Annotated in this window: 20 protein-coding genes and 1 tRNA gene; 15 read left to right on the top strand and 6 right to left on the bottom strand. The window is 31.7% G+C overall.

The window, feature by feature from the left end; translation table 4 throughout:
• Positions 1-100: 100 nt before the first annotated feature.
• From ruvA to secDF, 3 genes are read left to right on the top strand one after another with little or no spacing between them, the layout of a single operon-like run.
• Positions 101-712, top strand: coding sequence for a Holliday junction branch migration protein RuvA (ruvA, locus tag K4L35_RS01045; protein ID WP_221617733.1), 612 nt, complete (start codon positions 101-103; stop codon positions 710-712).
• Complete coding sequence (ruvB, locus tag K4L35_RS01040; protein ID WP_221617732.1) at positions 687-1,646, top strand: Holliday junction branch migration DNA helicase RuvB; 960 nt, start codon at positions 687-689, stop codon at positions 1,644-1,646. Before ruvA ends, ruvB begins: the two co-directional genes overlap by 26 nt.
• A gap of 36 nt (positions 1,647-1,682) precedes the next feature.
• The gene (secDF, locus tag K4L35_RS01035) at positions 1,683-4,277 is read left to right on the top strand and encodes a protein translocase subunit SecDF (RefSeq protein WP_221617731.1); all 2,595 of its coding nucleotides are present in this window, start codon (positions 1,683-1,685) and stop codon (positions 4,275-4,277) included.
• A 105-nt stretch (positions 4,278-4,382) separates the two neighbouring features.
• Here secDF and K4L35_RS01030 read toward each other — a convergent pair.
• Positions 4,383-4,458, bottom strand: a tRNA-Lys gene (locus K4L35_RS01030).
• 209 nt (positions 4,459-4,667) lie between these two features.
• On the opposite strand from K4L35_RS01030, the gene gltX reads away from it, so the two are divergent.
• From gltX to K4L35_RS00970, 12 genes are read left to right on the top strand one after another with little or no spacing between them, the layout of a single operon-like run.
• Positions 4,668-6,068, top strand: a complete 1,401-nt coding sequence (gltX, locus tag K4L35_RS01025; protein WP_221617730.1) for a glutamate--tRNA ligase — start codon at positions 4,668-4,670, stop codon at positions 6,066-6,068.
• Positions 6,068-6,475, top strand: coding sequence for a hypothetical protein (locus K4L35_RS01020; RefSeq protein WP_221617729.1), 408 nt, complete (start codon positions 6,068-6,070; stop codon positions 6,473-6,475). Before gltX ends, K4L35_RS01020 begins: the two co-directional genes overlap by 1 nt.
• On the top strand, positions 6,406-6,789 hold the full coding sequence (locus K4L35_RS01015) for a 4'-phosphopantetheinyl transferase superfamily protein (protein WP_221617728.1): 384 nt from the start codon (positions 6,406-6,408) through the stop codon (positions 6,787-6,789). Before K4L35_RS01020 ends, K4L35_RS01015 begins: the two co-directional genes overlap by 70 nt.
• 1 nt (position 6,790) lies before the next feature.
• On the top strand, positions 6,791-7,528 hold the full coding sequence (locus K4L35_RS01010) for a 1-acyl-sn-glycerol-3-phosphate acyltransferase (RefSeq protein ID WP_221617727.1): 738 nt from the start codon (positions 6,791-6,793) through the stop codon (positions 7,526-7,528).
• Positions 7,528-8,271 carry a segregation/condensation protein A gene (locus K4L35_RS01005; protein ID WP_221617726.1) on the top strand — a complete coding sequence of 248 codons (744 nt, stop codon included), beginning with the start codon at positions 7,528-7,530 and terminating at the stop codon, positions 8,269-8,271. The genes K4L35_RS01010 and K4L35_RS01005 overlap by 1 nt, the downstream gene beginning before the upstream one ends.
• Positions 8,261-8,836: an SMC-Scp complex subunit ScpB gene (gene scpB, locus K4L35_RS01000; RefSeq protein ID WP_221617725.1), complete on the top strand. Its 576-nt coding sequence runs from the start codon at positions 8,261-8,263 to the stop codon at positions 8,834-8,836. The genes K4L35_RS01005 and scpB overlap by 11 nt, the downstream gene beginning before the upstream one ends.
• Positions 8,836-9,696, top strand: coding sequence for a pseudouridine synthase (locus K4L35_RS00995; protein WP_221617724.1), 861 nt, complete (start codon positions 8,836-8,838; stop codon positions 9,694-9,696). The genes scpB and K4L35_RS00995 overlap by 1 nt, the downstream gene beginning before the upstream one ends.
• A 7-nt stretch (positions 9,697-9,703) precedes the next feature.
• Complete coding sequence (locus tag K4L35_RS00990) at positions 9,704-10,006, top strand: aspartyl/glutamyl-tRNA amidotransferase subunit C (protein WP_221617723.1); 303 nt, start codon at positions 9,704-9,706, stop codon at positions 10,004-10,006.
• Positions 10,006-11,337 carry an amidase family protein gene (locus K4L35_RS00985; RefSeq protein WP_255558984.1) on the top strand — a complete coding sequence of 444 codons (1,332 nt, stop codon included), beginning with the start codon at positions 10,006-10,008 and terminating at the stop codon, positions 11,335-11,337. The genes K4L35_RS00990 and K4L35_RS00985 overlap by 1 nt, the downstream gene beginning before the upstream one ends.
• Positions 11,324-12,748, top strand: a complete 1,425-nt coding sequence (gene gatB / locus K4L35_RS00980) for an Asp-tRNA(Asn)/Glu-tRNA(Gln) amidotransferase subunit GatB (protein WP_221617722.1) — start codon at positions 11,324-11,326, stop codon at positions 12,746-12,748. The genes K4L35_RS00985 and gatB overlap by 14 nt, the downstream gene beginning before the upstream one ends.
• Positions 12,729-13,808 carry a YihY/virulence factor BrkB family protein gene (locus K4L35_RS00975; RefSeq protein WP_221617721.1) on the top strand — a complete coding sequence of 360 codons (1,080 nt, stop codon included), beginning with the start codon at positions 12,729-12,731 and terminating at the stop codon, positions 13,806-13,808. The genes gatB and K4L35_RS00975 overlap by 20 nt, the downstream gene beginning before the upstream one ends.
• Before the next feature lie 20 nt (positions 13,809-13,828).
• On the top strand, positions 13,829-14,227 hold the full coding sequence (locus tag K4L35_RS00970) for an MscL family protein (RefSeq protein WP_221617720.1): 399 nt from the start codon (positions 13,829-13,831) through the stop codon (positions 14,225-14,227).
• A gap of 78 nt (positions 14,228-14,305) precedes the next feature.
• Here the strand turns inward: K4L35_RS00970 and K4L35_RS00965 are convergent, their stop codons facing one another.
• The 5 genes from K4L35_RS00965 to K4L35_RS00945 are packed head-to-tail and all read right to left on the bottom strand — an operon-like array spanning position 14,306 to position 19,391.
• Positions 14,306-15,181: an aromatic motif membrane protein gene (locus tag K4L35_RS00965; RefSeq protein ID WP_221617719.1), complete on the bottom strand. Its 876-nt coding sequence runs from the start codon at positions 15,179-15,181 to the stop codon at positions 14,306-14,308.
• Positions 15,171-16,040, bottom strand: coding sequence for an aromatic motif membrane protein (locus K4L35_RS00960; protein ID WP_221617718.1), 870 nt, complete (start codon positions 16,038-16,040; stop codon positions 15,171-15,173). Before K4L35_RS00960 ends, K4L35_RS00965 begins: the two co-directional genes overlap by 11 nt.
• A complete protein-coding gene (locus tag K4L35_RS00955; protein WP_221617717.1) occupies positions 16,033-16,959 on the bottom strand; it encodes an aromatic motif membrane protein in 927 nt (308 codons plus the stop codon). The genes K4L35_RS00960 and K4L35_RS00955 overlap by 8 nt, the downstream gene beginning before the upstream one ends.
• Positions 16,934-17,641, bottom strand: coding sequence for an ABC transporter ATP-binding protein (locus K4L35_RS00950; protein WP_221617716.1), 708 nt, complete (start codon positions 17,639-17,641; stop codon positions 16,934-16,936). Before K4L35_RS00950 ends, K4L35_RS00955 begins: the two co-directional genes overlap by 26 nt.
• A 1-nt stretch (position 17,642) precedes the next feature.
• Positions 17,643-19,391, bottom strand: coding sequence for an ABC transporter permease (locus K4L35_RS00945; RefSeq protein ID WP_221617715.1), 1,749 nt, complete (start codon positions 19,389-19,391; stop codon positions 17,643-17,645).
• Positions 19,392-19,431 lie beyond the last annotated feature (40 nt).

The raw sequence follows: 19,431 nt of genomic DNA, 5'->3' as shown, positions 1-19,431 counted from the left end.
ACCAACTTTTGTGGAAAAAAGTGAATTTTATGCCTTTTTTATCCATCTTTTATGAAACTTTTAAGTTTTTAACAAATATAAAACGGAAAAAGAGGTAAAAATGATCATATACAGAATAGGTGAAATAACATATAAATATGGTAACAATTTAATTCTAGAGTCTAAAGGTGATGGTTACGCCATAACCGTGTGCGATTCAAAACGTTTTGAACCAAAACAAAAATTAAGACTTTATGTTTACGAAATTAATGGCGATTTTGTAAAGCAAACTTATGGTTTTAAAGACTATTGAGAAAGATTGCTTTTTGTTGACCTTGTAAGTATGAATGGAGTAGGTCCAAAAATAGCAATGAATATGCTTGATGTGGGATGAGAAAAAACTGCTAACGCCATTGCAACAGAAGATTACGCGTTTTTAAATGCAATTCCTTATGTTCCTCAAAAAGTTATCAAGATTGTAATTTTCCAATTAGCAAGCAAATGACAGAAAATTTTGAACTTATCCAACAATAAGGATCATGAAAAAGAACACAATGACCCAAAACAATCAGAAGAAGCTCAAAAAGCTCTGAAAATGATGGGATTTAAGGATAACCAAATTCAAAAAGCACTGCAAAAAAGTCCTAAATGTTCAACTACAGAAGAACTTGTTGAAAAATCGATTGAAATAATTTCAAAACAAATGCATGAACAAAGAACAGCTACAGCCTAATTCGTTCAAAAATTTTGTTGGTCAAAATAAAATAATCAATGTCATCAAGTGGATGATTGAAAGTTCAGAAGTTCAGAAAAAACCACTGGATCACATTTTATTCTACAGTTCTCCTGGTACTGGAAAAACGACTCTTGCTAGTGTAATTGCCAATGAACAAAATACCCAAATACACTATGCTCAAGGCTCAAACATTGAAAAGAAATCAGATTTGATCGCTCTTTTGGCGTCTTTAGAAGAAGGAGATATTCTTTTTATAGATGAAATTCATTCTTTAAATGAACAATTGCAAGAATCTCTCTATTCGGCAATGGAATATTTCGTTTTTGACTTAATTGTAGGTGTTGAGGATAATGCACGCACAATGAGAATGAAACTAAAGCCTTTTACTTTGATTGGAGCAACTACAGATTTAAACTTAATTTCGAAACCTTTCAAAGAACGGTTTGGATTCCTAGCAAGATTCAAACAATATGAAGATAATGAAATTGAAAAAATCATTGTAAATAGTGCTAAAAAGTTAAAAATGCAACTAGATGAAGGCGTTTCTGCCTTAATTGCAGAGCATTCGCGCAAAACACCTAGAATCGCAAACCATTTGCTCAAAAGATGCAATGACTTGATGTTTGCTAAAAAGTTGCAAACTCTTTCTCTTAAAAATGTTGCAGAAGTTTTCAAAAATCTTGAAATTTTTAAATTTGGACTTAATCGCGAGCATATCGATTTTCTAAAAACACTAAGAGAAAGTTTCAATGAAAAATGGGTATCTCTTGATACTGTTGTCAACATTGTTTCTTCATCAAAAGACAACATTTTAAAGGAAATAGAACCTGTTTTATTGAGTAACAATTTGATCGAAAAATCATCGAGAGGCAGAAGAATTACATCTCACGGAGTTGACTATTTATTGTCGAATTTTCAGTCTATATCCTAACTTAAATAAAAGTTAAAAAATGGTATCATATAGAATATGAAAAATCGCATTAAAAAGTGATTTGAAATGAACAACTGAAAACGTATTTTGATTAGTTTAATCACAATTGTTGGAACATTTTTAGCAATTACGTTTGGAAGTGTTTTTTTCATATCTCAAAACCCAAATAAATCAATCGAATATGGTGGTGGTGTTGAGATTTTAGTACAAGTTAAAAAAGATAATCAAGAAGCTTCGCAAGAACTTACAACTAAGGTCTCTGAATCATTAACACAAAGACTCAGTGGAGGAACAGATTTAAACGGAACGAAAGTTTCACAAGAGGGTGATGGTAAGATCAGAATTACAAAGAGTGGTTCTGTCTCTGACGCCCAAAGAGTGGAACTTGAAAGAACAATAACACACAAACCTATTATTACGATGACTGACATAAATGTCAATCCTCTTTTTGATAATGGTGTTTTTACAGAAAATGGTTCTCTAGAAGTAGGAAATGTAGAATCGTGAATCCCTCCTTTTGAGGAAGGTTCTGCGAAGTACAAGCCTGAAAATGGCAAAAACGCTGTTGCTATTTCGTTAAAGGATAATTCGGCTGTTTTAGAATGAACTAAAGCAACGGATTATTTATCTAAAAAACCTAGTGGTCAAAATGTTGTTTTAATTTGATCAGATTTAGATGAAATTCTAAAAATTGCAAAATCTGATGAATTTAGAGATGATTGAATTGCTTCTGGTGAGAACCTTTACAATTTTATGTTTGTAAATAACAAACCAAGCGAAGTGCAATTTGATTCTGAAACAAATTCGACAAAATTAATTCAGAATGTTTACAAAACTGCTGGTTTCAACGCAGAAAAATACTTAATAAGTGCTGCTTCTGTTACACAACCTTTAAATTCTAAAGACATTGTGATTAGTGGTAACTTTACTACTCAAGAAGCTACTAAATTAGCAAACAACATTAATTACGGTCTTACAGATTACAAATTAGATCTTTTATCTTCAATTTATGTAACACCAACATTAAATGACAATGCTTTTAGTTCAGCTATTTGAGCTGGTGTAGTGGTTTTTGCTTTAATTGCGATCTTTATGATTGTAAACTATGGACTACTTGGAGCTCTAAGCACAATTTCTATTGCACTTTATATTTTCTTAACACTACTAATGTTCTCAGTGTTGAGAGGTGAGTACAGTCCTTCAACGATTGCTGCTCTTGTTATTGGTATTGGTATTTCAGTTGATGCCAATATTATTACTTTTGAAAGGCTTAAAAACGAAATTTATTCAGGTGATAGCCTTAAAAAATCTTTCAAAAATTCAAACAGACTTTCAATTTCTTCAATTATTGATGCTAACATAACAACAATTATTGTTGCATTCATTCTATTTTACTTTGGTACTAAAAGTGTTAAAGGGTTCAGTATATCGCTGATTTTATCAATCTTATTCACATTGCTTGTAATGCTTGTTTTCACAAGATTCTTATCAACGATGATTGTTCAAACAGGTTACTTTGAAAAAAGACTTTGATTACTTGGTGTTCATAAGAAGTACATTGCGAAACAAAATAAAAATGTTTGATATAAAAAAGTAAACTACACTAAACACGCGAAATGATTTGCGATCGGTTCGTTTGCAATCATACTTGCTGGAGCACTTGCTTTTATTATAATTGGATTATCACAAGGAAGCATTTGATCAGGTATTAACAGATCGATTGAATTCAGGGGTGGAACCAATATTCTTATAAGAGGTAATCAAGATTACAACATCTCGCTTGACCAAACATATATCGAAAATGTTCGTTCTTACTTAGTTCAAAAAAGTTCTGAATGAGGTATTCAAAATATTAACGAAGTAATTTCAATTCAAAGATCTGATCTTTCTATTGATAATTGAATTTTAGTTCTAAGAACAACACAAGACCTTTCAGCATTAACTTCTGTAATTCAAGCTGATGTAGCATCACAATTATCGGATGTATCTGTTATAAGTTATGCTGTGTCTTCAAAAGAAGCGACAACTCTAGTTGTTAATGCGTTAATGGCAATAAGTATAAGTTTCGTAGGAATCGTTCTTTATACATTATTAAGAATGAAATGAACATTCTCTATCGCTGCAATTTTTGGATTAGTTCACGATATTTTACTTGTAGTGGCGTTTATAATAATAACAAGAATTCAGGTAAATTCTATTGTTGTTGCAGCAATGCTTTCTATCGTCGGTTTCTCAATAAATTACACTATCGTTACTTTTGATAGAATTAGAGAGATTTTGACCCAAGAATACAACACCAGTTCTACTCTTGACAAAAAACAAGTTAGGGCAGTTGCGAACAAGGCTGTTGCACAAACATTCAAAAGAAGTATTTACACAACAGTAACTACAATGATGGCTATTTTAGTATTACTAGCATTCCAAAACGCAACAGATTTCTCATTCAATATCATCGTTCTGTTTGGTATGGCAATCGGTACATATTCATCAATTTTCATTTGTTCATGATTATGAACAGTTCTGGAAAATATCAGACAAAAACGTGTACAAAAAAGAAAAAATAATCATTATTGAGACGTTAACAAACCTGAAGAACAATACTTTGTCGGAATTAATGATTACACAGTTTAAAGCCTATGTACAGGCTTTTTTCTTTTTTTGGAAGCAAAAAAATAAAAAAAATCAGGCTGGGTGCTGATTTTTTTATATCGATAGTCCTCCTCACAAAGAAGGATATGGTACACCGTACAGGTTTCGAACCTGTGACCCACTGGTTAAGAGCCAGTTGCTCTGCCTGCTGAGCTAACGATGCACTTACAAAAATATTATATTACTTTTGTAATGTTCTTTTGTAATACGGAAAAAAATTTCCATATCACTGTTATATATTTTATATTAATTGAAAAATAAAAAATACATTTTTTGAAAAATATTTTATATAACAGATATTTATAAGACATTATACACCAAAAAAACCCTTGAAAAGTTTATAATATAAAATATTAATTTTAGGAGGTTTTTGTGAAAAAAATTAGAACCAGATATGCACCAAGTCCAACAGGATATTTACACGTTGGTGGAGCAAGAACTGCACTTTTTTGTTATTTATTTGCCAAACACTTTAATGGAGATTTTATTTTCAGACTGGAAGATACAGACTTCAAACGTAATGTTGAAGGTGGAGAAGCGAGCCAACTTGATAATTTAGCTTGATTAGGAATCGTACCTGACGAGTCACCTTTAAATCCAAATCCAAAATATGGTAACTACAGACAAAGCGAAAAATTAGAAAGATACAGAAAAATTGCTGACGAACTTATCGAAAAAGGTTTTGCTTATAAAGCATACGATAACTCAGAAGAGTTAGATGCACAAAAAGCAGAATCGGATGCAAAAGGTATTCCATCTTTCAGATTTGACAGAAATTGATTAAAAATTTCAGATTCAGAGAGACAAAGAAGAGATGAAGCAGGTGAATATTCAATCAGATTCTCAATGCCTAAAGATGTTAAGTATTCTTGAAATGATATTGTTCGTGGTGAAATTACATTTGATTCAAGTGAAATAGGTGATTGAGTAATTTACAAATCAGATGGTTATCCAACATATAACTTTGCAGTTGTAATTGATGATCATGATATGGAAATCACAAACGTGTTAAGAGGTGAGGAGCACATCGGAAACACTCCAAAACAACTTGCTATTTTTGACGCACTAGGTTGAGATCATCCTGAATATGGGCACATGACTATCATCACAAATATGGAGGGTGTTAAACTTTCAAAACGTGATACATCACTAAAACAATTTATCGAAGACTATAAAAATGAAGGATATGACGCCCACGCAGTATTTAACTTTTTAGCACTTCTTGGTTGAACCTCAGCAGATGCAAAAGAAGTTATGTCAAAAGAAGAACTAATTGAAAAATTTGATCCTAAGAGATTAAGTAAATCACCATCAAAATTTGACATCCAAAAAATGCAATGATTCTCAAAACAGTACATCAAAAAAACAGATAATCAAGAAATTATTGAAAAGCTTGAGTTCAAAAAAACTACTAATTTTTCTGACGAATGACTTGACCTTTTTGTTGAAACATACAAACAAAGTATTTACAAACTCGATGAATTAAAAGATCAAATTTTAATTTACGTTAACCCATCACAAGAACCACTAGTTCTTTATGATGAAGAAAAAGCAGTTGCAAACCATTTTTCTCAACTTCTAAACAATCAATCAGATTTCAGTGTCGAATCAGTTCAAGCAGCTATTACACAGACTCAAAACGATTTAAATATCAAAGGTAAAAAATTATTTATGCCAATCAGAAAGGCTGCAACATTCCAAGAACATGGTCCTGAATTAGCTAAGGCAATCTTTTTATTCGGAAAAGATCTTGTCTTAGAGAGACTTAAATAATGAAAATGCATTTCACATACACTATACACTATCCCCAAAGAAAAGATTTCGATAAACACGAGTTCGACGAAAACTATTCAATTTTAGATCTTGGAGATTATTTTGATTTTTCATTTCATAATGTAATAACTAAAAAAAACGATCGTTTATTGATTTCCAAAGATCAAAAAAAATTAAAAGTGATAACAGATTCAAATGCTCTGAATTTTGAGATCTCAAAAAATCTACATAATAACTATCAACTAAAAGAAGGGTCGCAAAATTTAAGCTTTAACGTTGTTACAAAGTTACACGAACTTGAAATGAATTCTAAAGCCATCAAATTTGTTTACGAAATATGCCAAGAGAACAAAGAAAAAGAATTAGAAGTGTTGTCCAAAGTTCACTTCCAAGCAGAAGTGATTTAGATTTCGCGATAGGTGTAGATTTTACAAAAATTTCAAGATTCGAAAAGAATCACATCTTAATGAGCACCAGGATTCTCACTGATAATCAAAAAAAGATTTATGACAAACTAGGTGATGAGAATCAGAAAATTAGATATATCGCAAAAAATTGAGCTGCAAAAGAAGCTATTTTTAAATGTGATAACAATTATTATCAATTTAACGAAATTGATGTTAATTTTGAGATTAAACCTGTGAAGTACAGAAATTTCTCAATTTCAATTACACACGATGATGGATATTTAGTCGCTGTCGTGCATAAACAAGGAGTTTAAAATGAGTATAAAATTCAAAAAAATAATTTTTGGTCTTGTATGAATGTTCAGAGTAATGAAAATTAATTCAACAGCAAGAAAATATCACAAAAACCCAGACATGTATTTACCACAACAAAGAAATACAATGTTATTAAGGTACGCAAAAAAGTTAATCAAAATTTATAATGTTGATTTAAAAGTGACAGGTTATGAAAATCTACCTAAAAATGGTCCAGCTCTTATTACACCAAACCACAAATCAAATATCGATCCACTTGTAATTTTAGCTGCACTAGAAAAACAAGAAGAAGGACCAGATCACTTTGATAAATTAGCAACATTCGTTGCCAAAAAAGAACTTGAAAAGAAAAAAACGATGCGTAATACTATGTCCTTATTAGACACTTTTACAATCGACCGTCAAAACTTCAGAGAAGCCTTAAGAACAATGAATGAATTTGGAGCATATATTAAAGAAAACAAAACGTTTGGTGTTGTTTTCCCAGAAGGAACAAGAGTTAAAACTGATGCTTTAGGTGAATTTAAGGCAGGCGCTTTTAAAGTAGCCCAAAAAAATTACTTAAGCGTTATTCCGACAACAATTAAAAACTCAAAAGAAGCTTTTAACTCAAAACGTAAAGGTCGTGTAGAGGTTGAAGTTATTTTCCACAAACCAATTAAAGCTTCTGAATTAATCACACAAGAAACGGATGCCTTAGCAAGTAGAGTGCAAAAAATTGTTGAAAGCAAATTATAATGACATCACAAAATAAGTATGACATTCAGCTTGAGGACTTCGATGGTCCTTTAGATCTTCTATTAACTCTTGTAAAAGACAAGAAAATCAACATTCTCGAAATTGATTTAATTGAACTTTGTACTCAATACCTAAATATTATTCAGAATTTACAAGAAAATGAAATAGACATCGCAGGTGAATATCTAGTTATGGCTTCCACTTTGTTACAAATAAAAGCTAAAAGCCTTCTTGAAACACCAAAAGCTAAAGAAGAAGTTGAAGAAGATAAAAATGAGTTGCTTGCACTCTTGATCGAATATCAACAATTCAAACAAGTGTCTTCAACACTACGTGAACAAGAAGTGTTAAGAGGTGACATCTTTATTAAAAAACAAAGCGATTTAGACGAGTACTGAATTGATAACTCGCAATCATCAAAACTTGACGGTAGTTCTAACATGTTAAAACTAATGTCAACACTTCGTAAAATGTTTGAACGTGTTTATGCTGAAAAACTGAGAATGACACATTTTCAAAGTTTTAAGTTAACACCAAAAGATATGGAACCACGTGTTCTTGAAATTTTTAAAAACAAAGAAAAAGCAACTTTTGAAGAAGTTTTTGACGTTCCAAGCTTAAGCCATTTTGTTGTAACATTAATCGCCGTTTTAGACTTAGCTAGAAAACAAAAAATAATTATTATCCAAGAAGAACAATTTGGACTTCTTAGATTTGAAAAAGGTCCAGAATATGAAAAATAAAATTTTAGAAGCGTTGTTATACGTTCAAGGAGATGCAGGTTTAACTCTTGAACAAGTGAAAGATATTTTCAACTTAAGTAATTTAATGGAAGCTAAAAAAATTGTCATGGATTTCATTAAGGAATATAACGCAGAAGAGCGTGGATTAAAAGTGGTTGAATTTAACGATGTTTACAAACTTGCAACAAGAGAAAGTATGAAGGAGTATGTTAGCAAAATGGTTAACATGAATAACCGTCAAAGACTTTCAAACTCAGCAATAGAGGTCGCAGGAATCGTTGCTTACAAACAGCCAGTTACAAGAGGTCAAATCACAAACATAAGAGGTGGTCGTTCTTCGGACAATATTATTCAGACATTATTAATCAAAGGTATTATTAAAGAAGTTGGTAGAGCTTCTACACCAGGAAATCCAACGCTTTATGGAGTTACCGACTTATTTTATGATTACTTCAAAATCAAATCACTATCAGAATTACCACCACTGAAAGATTTTAACTACATTGACACACAAGAGCAAGAACAAGAAGACTTTGATTTATACGGAAGTCAAAGGGAGTTTTAATGGAATTTTCAAAATTTAAAGCAACACAAAATGACGACGGCAGAACCTTACTCAAGGTTCTTTCTCGTTATTTTGAGGCAATTCCAGCTTCAAGAATCGAACGAATTTTCCGTAAAAACGACGTTAAAATCAACAACAATCGTAAAGTATCAAAAACCACAATCGTTAACATGGGCGATGAAATTATGGTTTATGGAATTTCAAAGACCGAAGCACACCAAACAAACAACGATCTCGATTTTAAGAGCGTTGAAATTAAGTTCAAGAATGTTTACGAAGACGAAAATATTTTAGTCGTTGACAAACCAATCAATATTGCCATGCACTCAGAAGACAATTCGCTTGATATGCAAGTTCTAAAATATTTAAAGTTCAAAAAAGTCGATTCTTTTGTGCCTTCGCACATTGGAAGATTGGACAAGGAAGTTAGTGGTCTTGTGGTTTATGCCAAAAACTTAAAAACACAAAAACAATTAGAACGCCAAAATACGCTAACTAAAATCTATATGTTTAAAAGCGATTTCAATGTTGAAAAACAAGTGGTTTCGGGTTATATCTACAAAAATGAAGCCAAGAAAAAAATGTCATTTAGCAAAAAGTTTGTCGAAGGGTCAAAACCATTCGAAACAATTCTTTATATCGAGAAAAAGCGTAAGTTTGCACAAATTACAACAGGACGTAAACACCAAATTCGTTTATCGCTTTCAGCAATTAATTGTCCAATTTGAGGCGATCGTAAATATGGTGGTAAAAAACATGAACGTTTAATGTTGCATTCTTACATTGTTAAATTCGACAAATTACGTGATGAATTAGCATACTTAAACAAATCTGAATTTGTTTCAGAGCCTAAATGATAGGAGAGTAATGAAAGAAATATCAAAAGACAAACTTAAAGAAATTGCCAAATCTTTAATGTTAGAACCAACTCAAGATGTTTTAAATGGTTTGGAAGATGACTGACACAAAATTGAAGAGCAGATAACTTGATTAGACAAAATTAATACTGATAATATAGCAGCAATGACACATATAGATGAGTCATACCAAATCGATTTTCTTCGTGAAGATGAAGAAGATATGTCTTGATCAGTCTCTAAATCGCAAATTTTAGAAAATGCAAAAGAAAGTGATGGTGATTACATAATTACTGGGAAGGTGGTTCAATAATGCTTAAAATGCAAAAATTAGGAAACTGACAAGAAGCACAAAAAGAACTCCAAGCAGATACTAATAACGCCTTAAAGTACTTATTTCAAACCAAAAATGAGAACAAAGGTGTTTTACAAAACGCCGTTTTTACAATAAAAGACAACATTGCTACAAAAAACGCCCCTACAACTGCTTCAAGTAAAATACTTGAAGGTTTCCAACCTTCTTACGACGCTACAATCGTTGAAAAACTAGTTCAAGCAGGTGCATTACCGATCGCTAAAGTTAATCACGATGAACTCGCCTTAGGTGGAACTGGAACTTTTTCAGCATTTGGTTTAATCACAAATCCACTTGATTCTCAAAGGTTGGTAGGTGGTTCATCTTCAGGGTCGGTTGCAACTTTTACCAAAAACATCGCCTTTTCACTTGGTAGTGATACAGGAGATAGTGTTCGTCTTCCTGCTTCTTACAACGGAGTTGTTGGTTTCAAACCTTCTTATGGAGCAATTTCACGTTATGGTCTATTCGCTTACGCTTCTTCTTTAGATACACACGCTTACTTTACTCACTCAGTCAACGATGCAGCATTAGTTTCTCAAGTTGTTTATGGCAAAGATTCAAAAGATATGACTTCAAAGGAAGTTGCTATTGCAAATATTACTGAATTAAAGCCTAAAAAAGTAGTTGCTTTAAATTTATCAAGCTTTGTAGAGCCTTATGTTGCAGACGCATACGAAAAGTTACTAGATCAACTAAAATCAAAAAATGTTGAAGTAGAACTGGTTTCTGTTAATCAAGATATTCTGAGAGCTATCAAACCTGTTTATGACATCATTTCATATTCAGAAGCGTCATCCAATTTAGCAAATCTTAACGGAATTGCTTTTGGGAATCGTCAAGACTCAAACAATTGAGCTGACATTATGACTCAAACAAGAACAAAAAACTTTGGTGAAATGGTACAAAGGAGATTAACTCTTGGTAGTTTTTATTTATACACAGAAAATCAAGAAAAAATCTTTATTAAAGCTCAAAAGGTAAGAAGAGTGATTAAAAATTACCTTGAGGAACTTCAAAGAAAAGGTGATATTTTAATTTATCCAGCTTCGGCAGCAGTAGCCCCTTATATTGACTCAAGCAAAAACAAATCATATGATTTTATGGATTATATTCTAACAGGTGCGAACCTTGTGGGTAACCCTTCTCTTTCAATACCTTTAGCTAAAAAAGATCACCTACCTTTTAACCTGGCGATTGATAGCTTTTTATACAATGATGAAAAACTACTGTCACACGCTCTTTGAGTTGAAGGGGTAATCCAAAATGGAGGAAATGATGAAAAATAATTTTGACGTTATCATTGGAATTGAAATTCACGTTGAACTTTCAACAAAAACAAAAATGTTTTCTCCTGCTGGAATTGATTTTGAAGCAAATCCAAATACAAAAGCGCACCACATCGACCTTGCTTATCCAGGTACTTTACCATTAGTTAATAAACAAGCTGTTAAATCTGGTGTTGCTCTTGCCAAAGCGCTTGATATGAAAATCGATGATGAACTGCATTTCGATCGTAAAAATTACTTCTACCCAGATTTACCAAAAGGATACCAAATTACCCAGTTTTTTAGACCAATCGGTTCAAACGGAAAAATCGAAATTACATTACCTGATGATTCAACAAAAGAAATTGAAATCGAAAGAATCCACTTAGAAGAAGATACTGCCCGTCAACACCACAGCGACGAAGGGACAAAAATCGACTACAATCGTGCAGGTGTTCCGTTAATTGAGATTGTTTCTCACCCAACAATTCATTCTGCTGATGAAGCTTATGCATATGTTGATGCAATCAGAAGAACGGTTTTGACATTAGGTATTTCTAATGCTAAATTAGAGCAAGGTTCGCTTCGTGCAGATATTAATATTTCACTAAGACCAAAAGGTACTAATTACTTCGGGACTAAAGTTGAAATAAAAAACATGAACTCTTTAAGCAACATTAAAAAAGCAATTGAGTATGAAATAGAATTACAAACAACCAAACTACTAAAAGGTGAAGCAATTTTACAGGAGACTAAACGTTTTGATGATCAAAGCAATCAAACTGTAACAATGCGTGTTAAAACAGGAACTGCAGATTACAAATATTTTCCAGAACCAAATATTCCCTTCATTAAGCTTTCTCCAGAATTTATTTCTTCTGTAGAGCTTCCTGAAATGCCAAAGGCTAAAAAAGCAAGATACGAATCAGAAAAAATCAATCCGATTTATGTAAAAAGTTTATTAAATGATATTGAGTTATCAAAATATTTTGATTCAATTCAATACTCAGATCGTGAAAAATTATCAAAAGTATTTTTTGCAGAATTGGTTTCTATGGCTAACGCACAGTCAAAAAATGCGTATGACCTAAATGTAAAACCTGAACATATTAAAAGTGCTCTTGAACTTCTTGATCAGGAAGTGATATCAGGTAAATCACTCAAAAAACTAATCAGCCTTCTTCCAGATTTTAACGGAGAAGTTAAAGACCTAGTTGATCAACATAATTTAGCTCAAATTATTGATCCTGTTTTAATTACATCTGAAATTGAAAAATATCTAGAAATTAAGCCAGAAAGTGTTACGGAGTACAAAGAGCGTCCAGAAAGAGTTCTGAAAATGATTTTAGGACACTTAATGAAAATATCAGGTGGTCAAATTTCGCCTGTTGTTGCAGATTCAATCGCAAAAGATGTTTTATCAAAAAAATAACTCTTATAAGAAATACTTTCGTAAACACAAAAGAGTATCTCTTACTCTCAAAAGAGACATAAAAAAAGACAAGTTCTATCACAACATAATTTGAAAACCACTTCTGAATTTTAATCCTATCGAAGTACTTTTAAAGACCTTTATCAAGTTCTTGATTATTACAACCATTTTTAATAAATATCGTAAACAGAAAACCAAATCAAACGAGATGATTGATCGTGCTTATGAAAGGTTTGCATCGCGCGAATTTGCATTCATGCCTTCATCTAACACGATGTACTTTATCTTATCTTTTGTTCCAATTGTGATGATTAGCTATCTTTTCCTTAATGTCTTTTCATTTATTGGTCCAATTCATAAGTTTTTATTAGATATAATACTGCCAACAATTATTCCAGGAATTCAGGCGATAACGCAGCAAATCGAAGACACACAAAAGTCTTCAGCCCTTGGGGGTTCGTCTTTGTTTTTCCTTTGTTTGTCAGCAATTTGGTTTTCAAGCAACGGTTATGGAAAATTAATTTCATCTCAAAACATTATTTATAAACATAAATACACAGGAACAAGCATCGGTAACCGTCTTAAAGGTTTTTTCGTTGTTTGTGCGATTTCGGTGTACTTAAGTTTTTGGACTGTTTTTGCATTTTTGATTTCCAAATCGACCCATTCGATTTCACTAGTAAATGAAGGTGTATCATTGGTGATTGAAGATAGTACTAAGCAATTTGCTATTATTGCAGTTTTATCAATACCTTTTGTTACACTTGGTATGTTTTTAATGTACAAGTTCACACCTTCCTTTAAATTGAGAATACAAGATGTCAAAATTGGAGTAATTATCGCAAGTGTTCCTTGCTGAAGCTTGCTGTTATTGCTTGGAGTTATAGCGCGTTTTGCATCTTTTGGACAATATGGACCAATCGGAATATTTATGTTTTTATCACTTTTCATTGGTTTTTACACTTACTTTTTATATCTAGGAATCATTATGAATGAAGCCTATTACAAGAGCTTCATTTCTGAAGACACCCTCCAAAAAAGAAGTTTGTTCAAAATTTAATTTCTGCTATAATATAGACTATGTTTAAAAAATCAGTAAAAAGTGCTAATAATTTCCTTAAAAAAGGAAACATGTTATTATTAGCGATTGGTTTATTATTAGGAACTGTATTTAACGCTGTTGTTGCATCTTTAGCAAACGACATTATCATGAGTGCTATTGCAAACGCAATGGGATCACAAGAATTAGAAAAATGAGCAGTTTACGGAATGAAAATTGGAAAATTCCTTGGAACAGTTCTAAACTTTGTAATCGTTACATTCCTATTATTCGTTCTATTAGTTGGATACTTCATGATCGTTCACTACCGTGAATCTAAAAAACCAGTAGTCGAAGCAGCTCCTGCAGCTCCATCTACAGATCAATTAATCCTTGCAGAACTTAAAGAATTAAACCAATCATTAAAAAGTAAAAAATAGTTAATTTTGGATAGTGCTATTTGGAGAAGTGAGCACTTTAAACCCAAAATCAACAAAAAAACTACCTGTTGGTAGTTTTTATTTTGCCTTCACGTCTATTAGAGTGAAACGTTTAGGTGCTCCACCGTAAGCGTCGTTAAAAGCGATCGTTTTCACGTTATTTGCCGATTTGTCTAAAAAGCTTTTAGTTTGATTAATTCACTGATCAATTGAGAATGGATTTTTTTCAGGGTTAGTGAATTGGAAAATATAACTGCTTAATTGTATTACTTTTTTCTCGTCATAGAAATCTTGTTTGATCTGTGCATTTAGTATTGTTCCGTTAGCTAGTTCTAAAAAGATATTTTCTTCATATTCATCTTCTTCAGAGTTATATACTTGCGAACCAAAATTCTGAATTTTGTTGGAAGGGCTTTGTACGAATGATCCAGAAAGTAAACTTTGTTCTTTGTTTTCGAGATCATAGTTTGATGAGCTTGAAGAAAAGAGATCTAATGTTGGGTAATAGAAATACTTCAATTTATCAACGTGGAATAAAACTCATAATCAGTTTTGCTTTAAATACTGATCTTGTAAAATTTTCTTTGATTCTTTAGCTGCAGTAGGTTGAGGTGAGAATAATCCTCCTGAGTGACCATATGAAGTTGTGATTCCGTTGGCAAAAACCAATGCTTGTTTTAGTTCTTTTAGTGAGTTTTGTTCATCAAGTTCCATTTGTTGTTGAATGTAGTCATTCCTTGCTTCTTGATTATCAAAGAGACTATCTAGTAAGTAAACAATTGGTTTTTGTTTTAAGAAATTATCTCAAGATAAGCTATCTGTTGCTTTTAGTTTGAAAAATGGCTGAATCTCTCTTTTTAATTCTTGTTTAGATCCCACTTGCTGTGAACAAGACATAAAAACTAAAGGCAGTATACTAAGCGATCCAATGCTCAACAAGGTTTTAATTTTCATTTGCACCTCTCATTAGCAACAACACTGTTGCAGGCTGACCATAACGCTTATTTTTGATTAAATCAACTTCAAATTCTCTGAATGGTCTAATATCATTTGAATGTAATACAGCATTGTGATAAAGGTTATTAAAAAGTGAAATGGATACTTCGGTTTTTGCATCCTTGAAATAGATTCCTTGTATTGTCATATGCATTTCGGGGTCTTCATTTTCGTTTTGGATTTCAAAACGAAGGATTATTTTACCTTTTTTCAAGTAGAAAACAGTTGCGTCTAATAGCTCAGAACTTTCTTCTCCTGTTTTAAGTTCATCTCAATAGTTATTAGCAGGATAATAGTTATATTCTGCTTTTTGTTTCTCGCTTAAAATTGGTAGCGAATTTAAATACTCATCACTATGTTTGATACCTTGTGGGTATTCATTAGTTGTGATTAACATCGCTGGTTCTAGAAAGTATCATGACTCATACCTTCCGTATGCTTTATCAATGTTTTGCAAAATGAATAATCAGTTTTGATTGTAAAACTCTTGTAAGTCTGAACGATAAAATGGTTCGCTAGATTTCTCTAATTTAGCTGAAAGCTTCTTTCACTTTTCAAGCAAGGAAGCATCTTTTTGAGCTTCTTTATAAGCATCAATCGCGTTGGTGTCACCCTTAAATGCTTTATTTAAGATTAGATTGATAATATTATTTGTAGTCTTTACTTTTTCTTGGTCTTGTGAAGCGATTGCATCGGTGTTTTTCTTAGCAATTTCAGCAAGTTTTTGATTGCTCTGTGTTTTGTAAGGAGCATTAAAACAAGCTGTTAAGCTTAAACCTGAAAGTAATAAAGGGAATGCAAAAATTAGTTTATTCATTTATACCTACCAATCTGTAACGATGAATTTTTGTTTCTGAGTTTGCATTTAACGCTTCCACAGCTGCAAAAGTTGCTTGAGTTGCTGAATTACCGTTAAGAAATTTTAGAAAATTTGTATCACTAAAAGTCTTATCTAAAAGTTCTCGAGACTCTTCTGTGTACGAGCCAAGACTCTCTTGGTATTCTTGTTCCTTTGTAAAGGCTTGTTCTCATTGTTTTTTCGTTTCACTTTCAAGATTTTGAGCAAACGTTGCAAAATCTTGACCTTCAAAGCTAAATAGTTCAGGGTATATTAAAATCTGCGTTTTGTTATTAAAATTGTATAAATAAAGTTTTAAAGCAATATTGTTTTTTTTATCCTTTAAATAGATAGCTTTTAAACTTTGTAGTTCATTGTTAGAACTTTGTCTAAGTGCAACTGGTATTTCGATATAGTTGTTTAAATCTAAATCAATTTTTTGATTCAACACTCAAGCATTTTGGTTTTTGTAGATTTCATCATATCCATTTTGTGAGTAGTTATCGCCATAAGATGTTAAAACAAATTTTAAATTATTAAGATTTTGAAGATATCAATATCAGTTTTCGCTCAAGGTTTTGTTGATAAACTTTTTAGCATCGTAAAACGACTTACGAACGTCAATATTTTCGTTTGTATCTGTTTTAAACATCGGAAATCAAATTAGTGAAATCTCTAGCTCTGTTTTTATAGTGCTGTCAAATTGTTTTAAGAGATTTAAGTAATCGGTTTTTTGTTTTTGATCATACTCCAATTTTTCGAAAAGAAAATGTTCGACCTTTTCGTTTTTTTTGAATTTAACTTCTTGCTTAGTTTCTTGGGCATTTGCACACGACACAAAAGCAAAGGCAGGGCTAAGGGCTAGTAAAACACTAGTTACTTTCAAGTACTTTTTCATAGAAAATATTCTCCAAAGTATTGTATTTTTTACCGTTGTATAAAACTTGACCTTTGTGAATTAATGTTAATGAGTTTGCATATTTATCAATTTCACTCAAAATGTGCGAACTGATAAATATTGTAATTCCTTGTTTATTTAAATCTTCCAAAATTGAGAATAGTTCAAACCTAGCGCTAACATCTAAGTTTGATGCTGGTTCATCAAGAACAATAATTTCTGGGTCACATAATAGTGCTTGGATTAGTAACACTTTCTTTTTTTGACCTGAAGAGAAATTTGTTGGATACTTATTTTTTAAGTTTGTAATTTGTAGTTTTTCTAAGAAGTGATCAATTTTTTGAATACAGCTATCTTTAGAAATTCCTGAAAGCATACCTAGCGATAATAAGTAATTAAATGTTGTTACGTTTTTAGGAAAAAGGGCAACTTCTGGAACGTAACCTAAACCTTGCCTAGATTTAGGGTTACGGTTACTTATGCTATTAATTAAAATCTCTCCTTCAAATTGTGTGTATGCTCCGATTACCGACTTGATGATTGTGGTTTTACCTGCTCCGTTTTCACCAATGAAGGCATGAAAGTCGCCTTTTTTAACTGTGAACGACGCATCAAAAACACCTGTTTTACCTTTATCGTAAATCTTTGAGAATTTATTTAAAACTAGTATTTGTTGACTCATATTAACGGTAATCCTTTCTTGTGTATAGAGAGAAGTTAGCAAACACTAAAACTAAGGCGATAGTTAATCACAACAGTGTTTGTAGTTCATGGTTTACAACTTTAGATGTAGGAGCAAATTCTTTAACTTCATCCATTAAATAGAATAAGTTGTTTTGACTTTCTGTAAGTTCATATCTTACTTTAATCTCATCATTTTCGACTTTTTGTTTTACTACGTATTTTTCATATCCGCCTATTTGGTAGTCATATCCATCAATTGATATAGTTAATGGTTGCGACTGGATAACGTTATTGTCATTAGTGATAAGTGACTTTATAATGTCGTTATATTGAGCAAAGTAAGCGTAGTGAATTAAAGCTGTTGCGATGTAAACTTTTTGTTCTGTTTGATTTTTTACATATTTGGTTTTAATAGCATCATCTGATATAGGAGATTCTGGGTTAGCTCCTTGAAGGTAAACTCCTTCTGTTTCTGTTTTCGTTGAAATTAAGTTGAGAAAATCGTTTTTGATTTCTTGTGCTGATTTATCTTTTGTTTCAAACCCATCTAAGACTTCTTGAGCTCAAAGAGCAAAGTTTGAATCTGAAAGTAAGCTAGCAAGTTTAGATCATTGAATTTCACCAACTAAATTATTAGGGTTAGCATAACCATAAGAATCTTCTGGGAAATTTAGATTGAAGTCGCTTGCCCCTTTTCTAGCATAAATGATGTTTGTGTTTACAAGACCATCAATGACCGAGCTATTTTTTAGCGTGTTTGGTACTACATATTTTAAAAGCTCAGTACCTTCAACTTTACTTACGTTAACTTTTAGAAGATTTTGTGCTTCTCTTAGTTCGTAGTGGTAATTAAGTGAAGTGTTTACTGGGTTATAGATTACTTTAGATTCGTTAGCTTGAAGTGCAGCTAAAACATCTTTTAAACCTTTAAATTGTGAATCAACAAGGTTAAACATTTGATACGGAACTGCTCAAGATGAGTAAGTTTGTCATTTTTTGGCTCCACTGTTGCTTGCCTTTGTTGCTTCTTCTAAATATTCATTTTGAAAATCTTTGAACTTGTTATTTTCATAACCATTTGGCATCAAATACAGTGGACTTTTTTCTTTATTTAGGAAGAATCCGTTAGTGTCTGATTCAATACCTGACTTTGTATTTTTTGACTGTCTTGAAATTGTATTTGTCATTTCAGTTAATTCAGAAGTAGATGTGCTTGAAATAATTGCACCACCAAAAGTTAGGGGTATAAAAATACTAATTGGGATAATTGTAGATAATTTTTGGCTAAATTTGTAGGCAACTAAAGAAGCAATAGATCCAAAAATTAAGTAGCATAAAAAAACTGCCACAAAAACTCATATCAAGTTTGTAATTGCAATATCTCCTGCAACTATAGTGAATATAAACGTAAGGGTTGCAAAAACAGATCATACAAACCCAAATAATGTTAATCATCCAATTTTGGATGCTATAACCCTTTTTCTTGCGATAGGTTTAGATAAAACTAATAAGTCTAAACCTTCGCTTTCTAATTCGCTTAAAATTTTGACAAATTTTAGCGAAGCTAATATTAATGTTAATAATAAAGTGGCAAATCAAGAGATTGAAAATCATATAGAGCTCAAACCACTAGATTTACTAATAACAAATATTGATAAGTTAAATATAAATAAGATTAAAGCAATCACATATGTGTTAATTCTTTTAAGTTCAATCTTATTTAAAAATTTTAAATAGTTAATATTCATTTCTCATATTCCTTTTTTGTAATATGTATAGATTTTACTA

The organism is Mycoplasma sp. Ms02, from assembly GCF_019720735.1.
Taxonomy (GTDB): Bacteria; Bacillota_I; Bacilli_A; order Mycoplasmatales; family Metamycoplasmataceae; genus Mycoplasmopsis.
The sequence above is the reverse complement of the archived record's forward strand: the minus strand, read 5'-3'. Positions and strand labels throughout refer to the sequence as shown.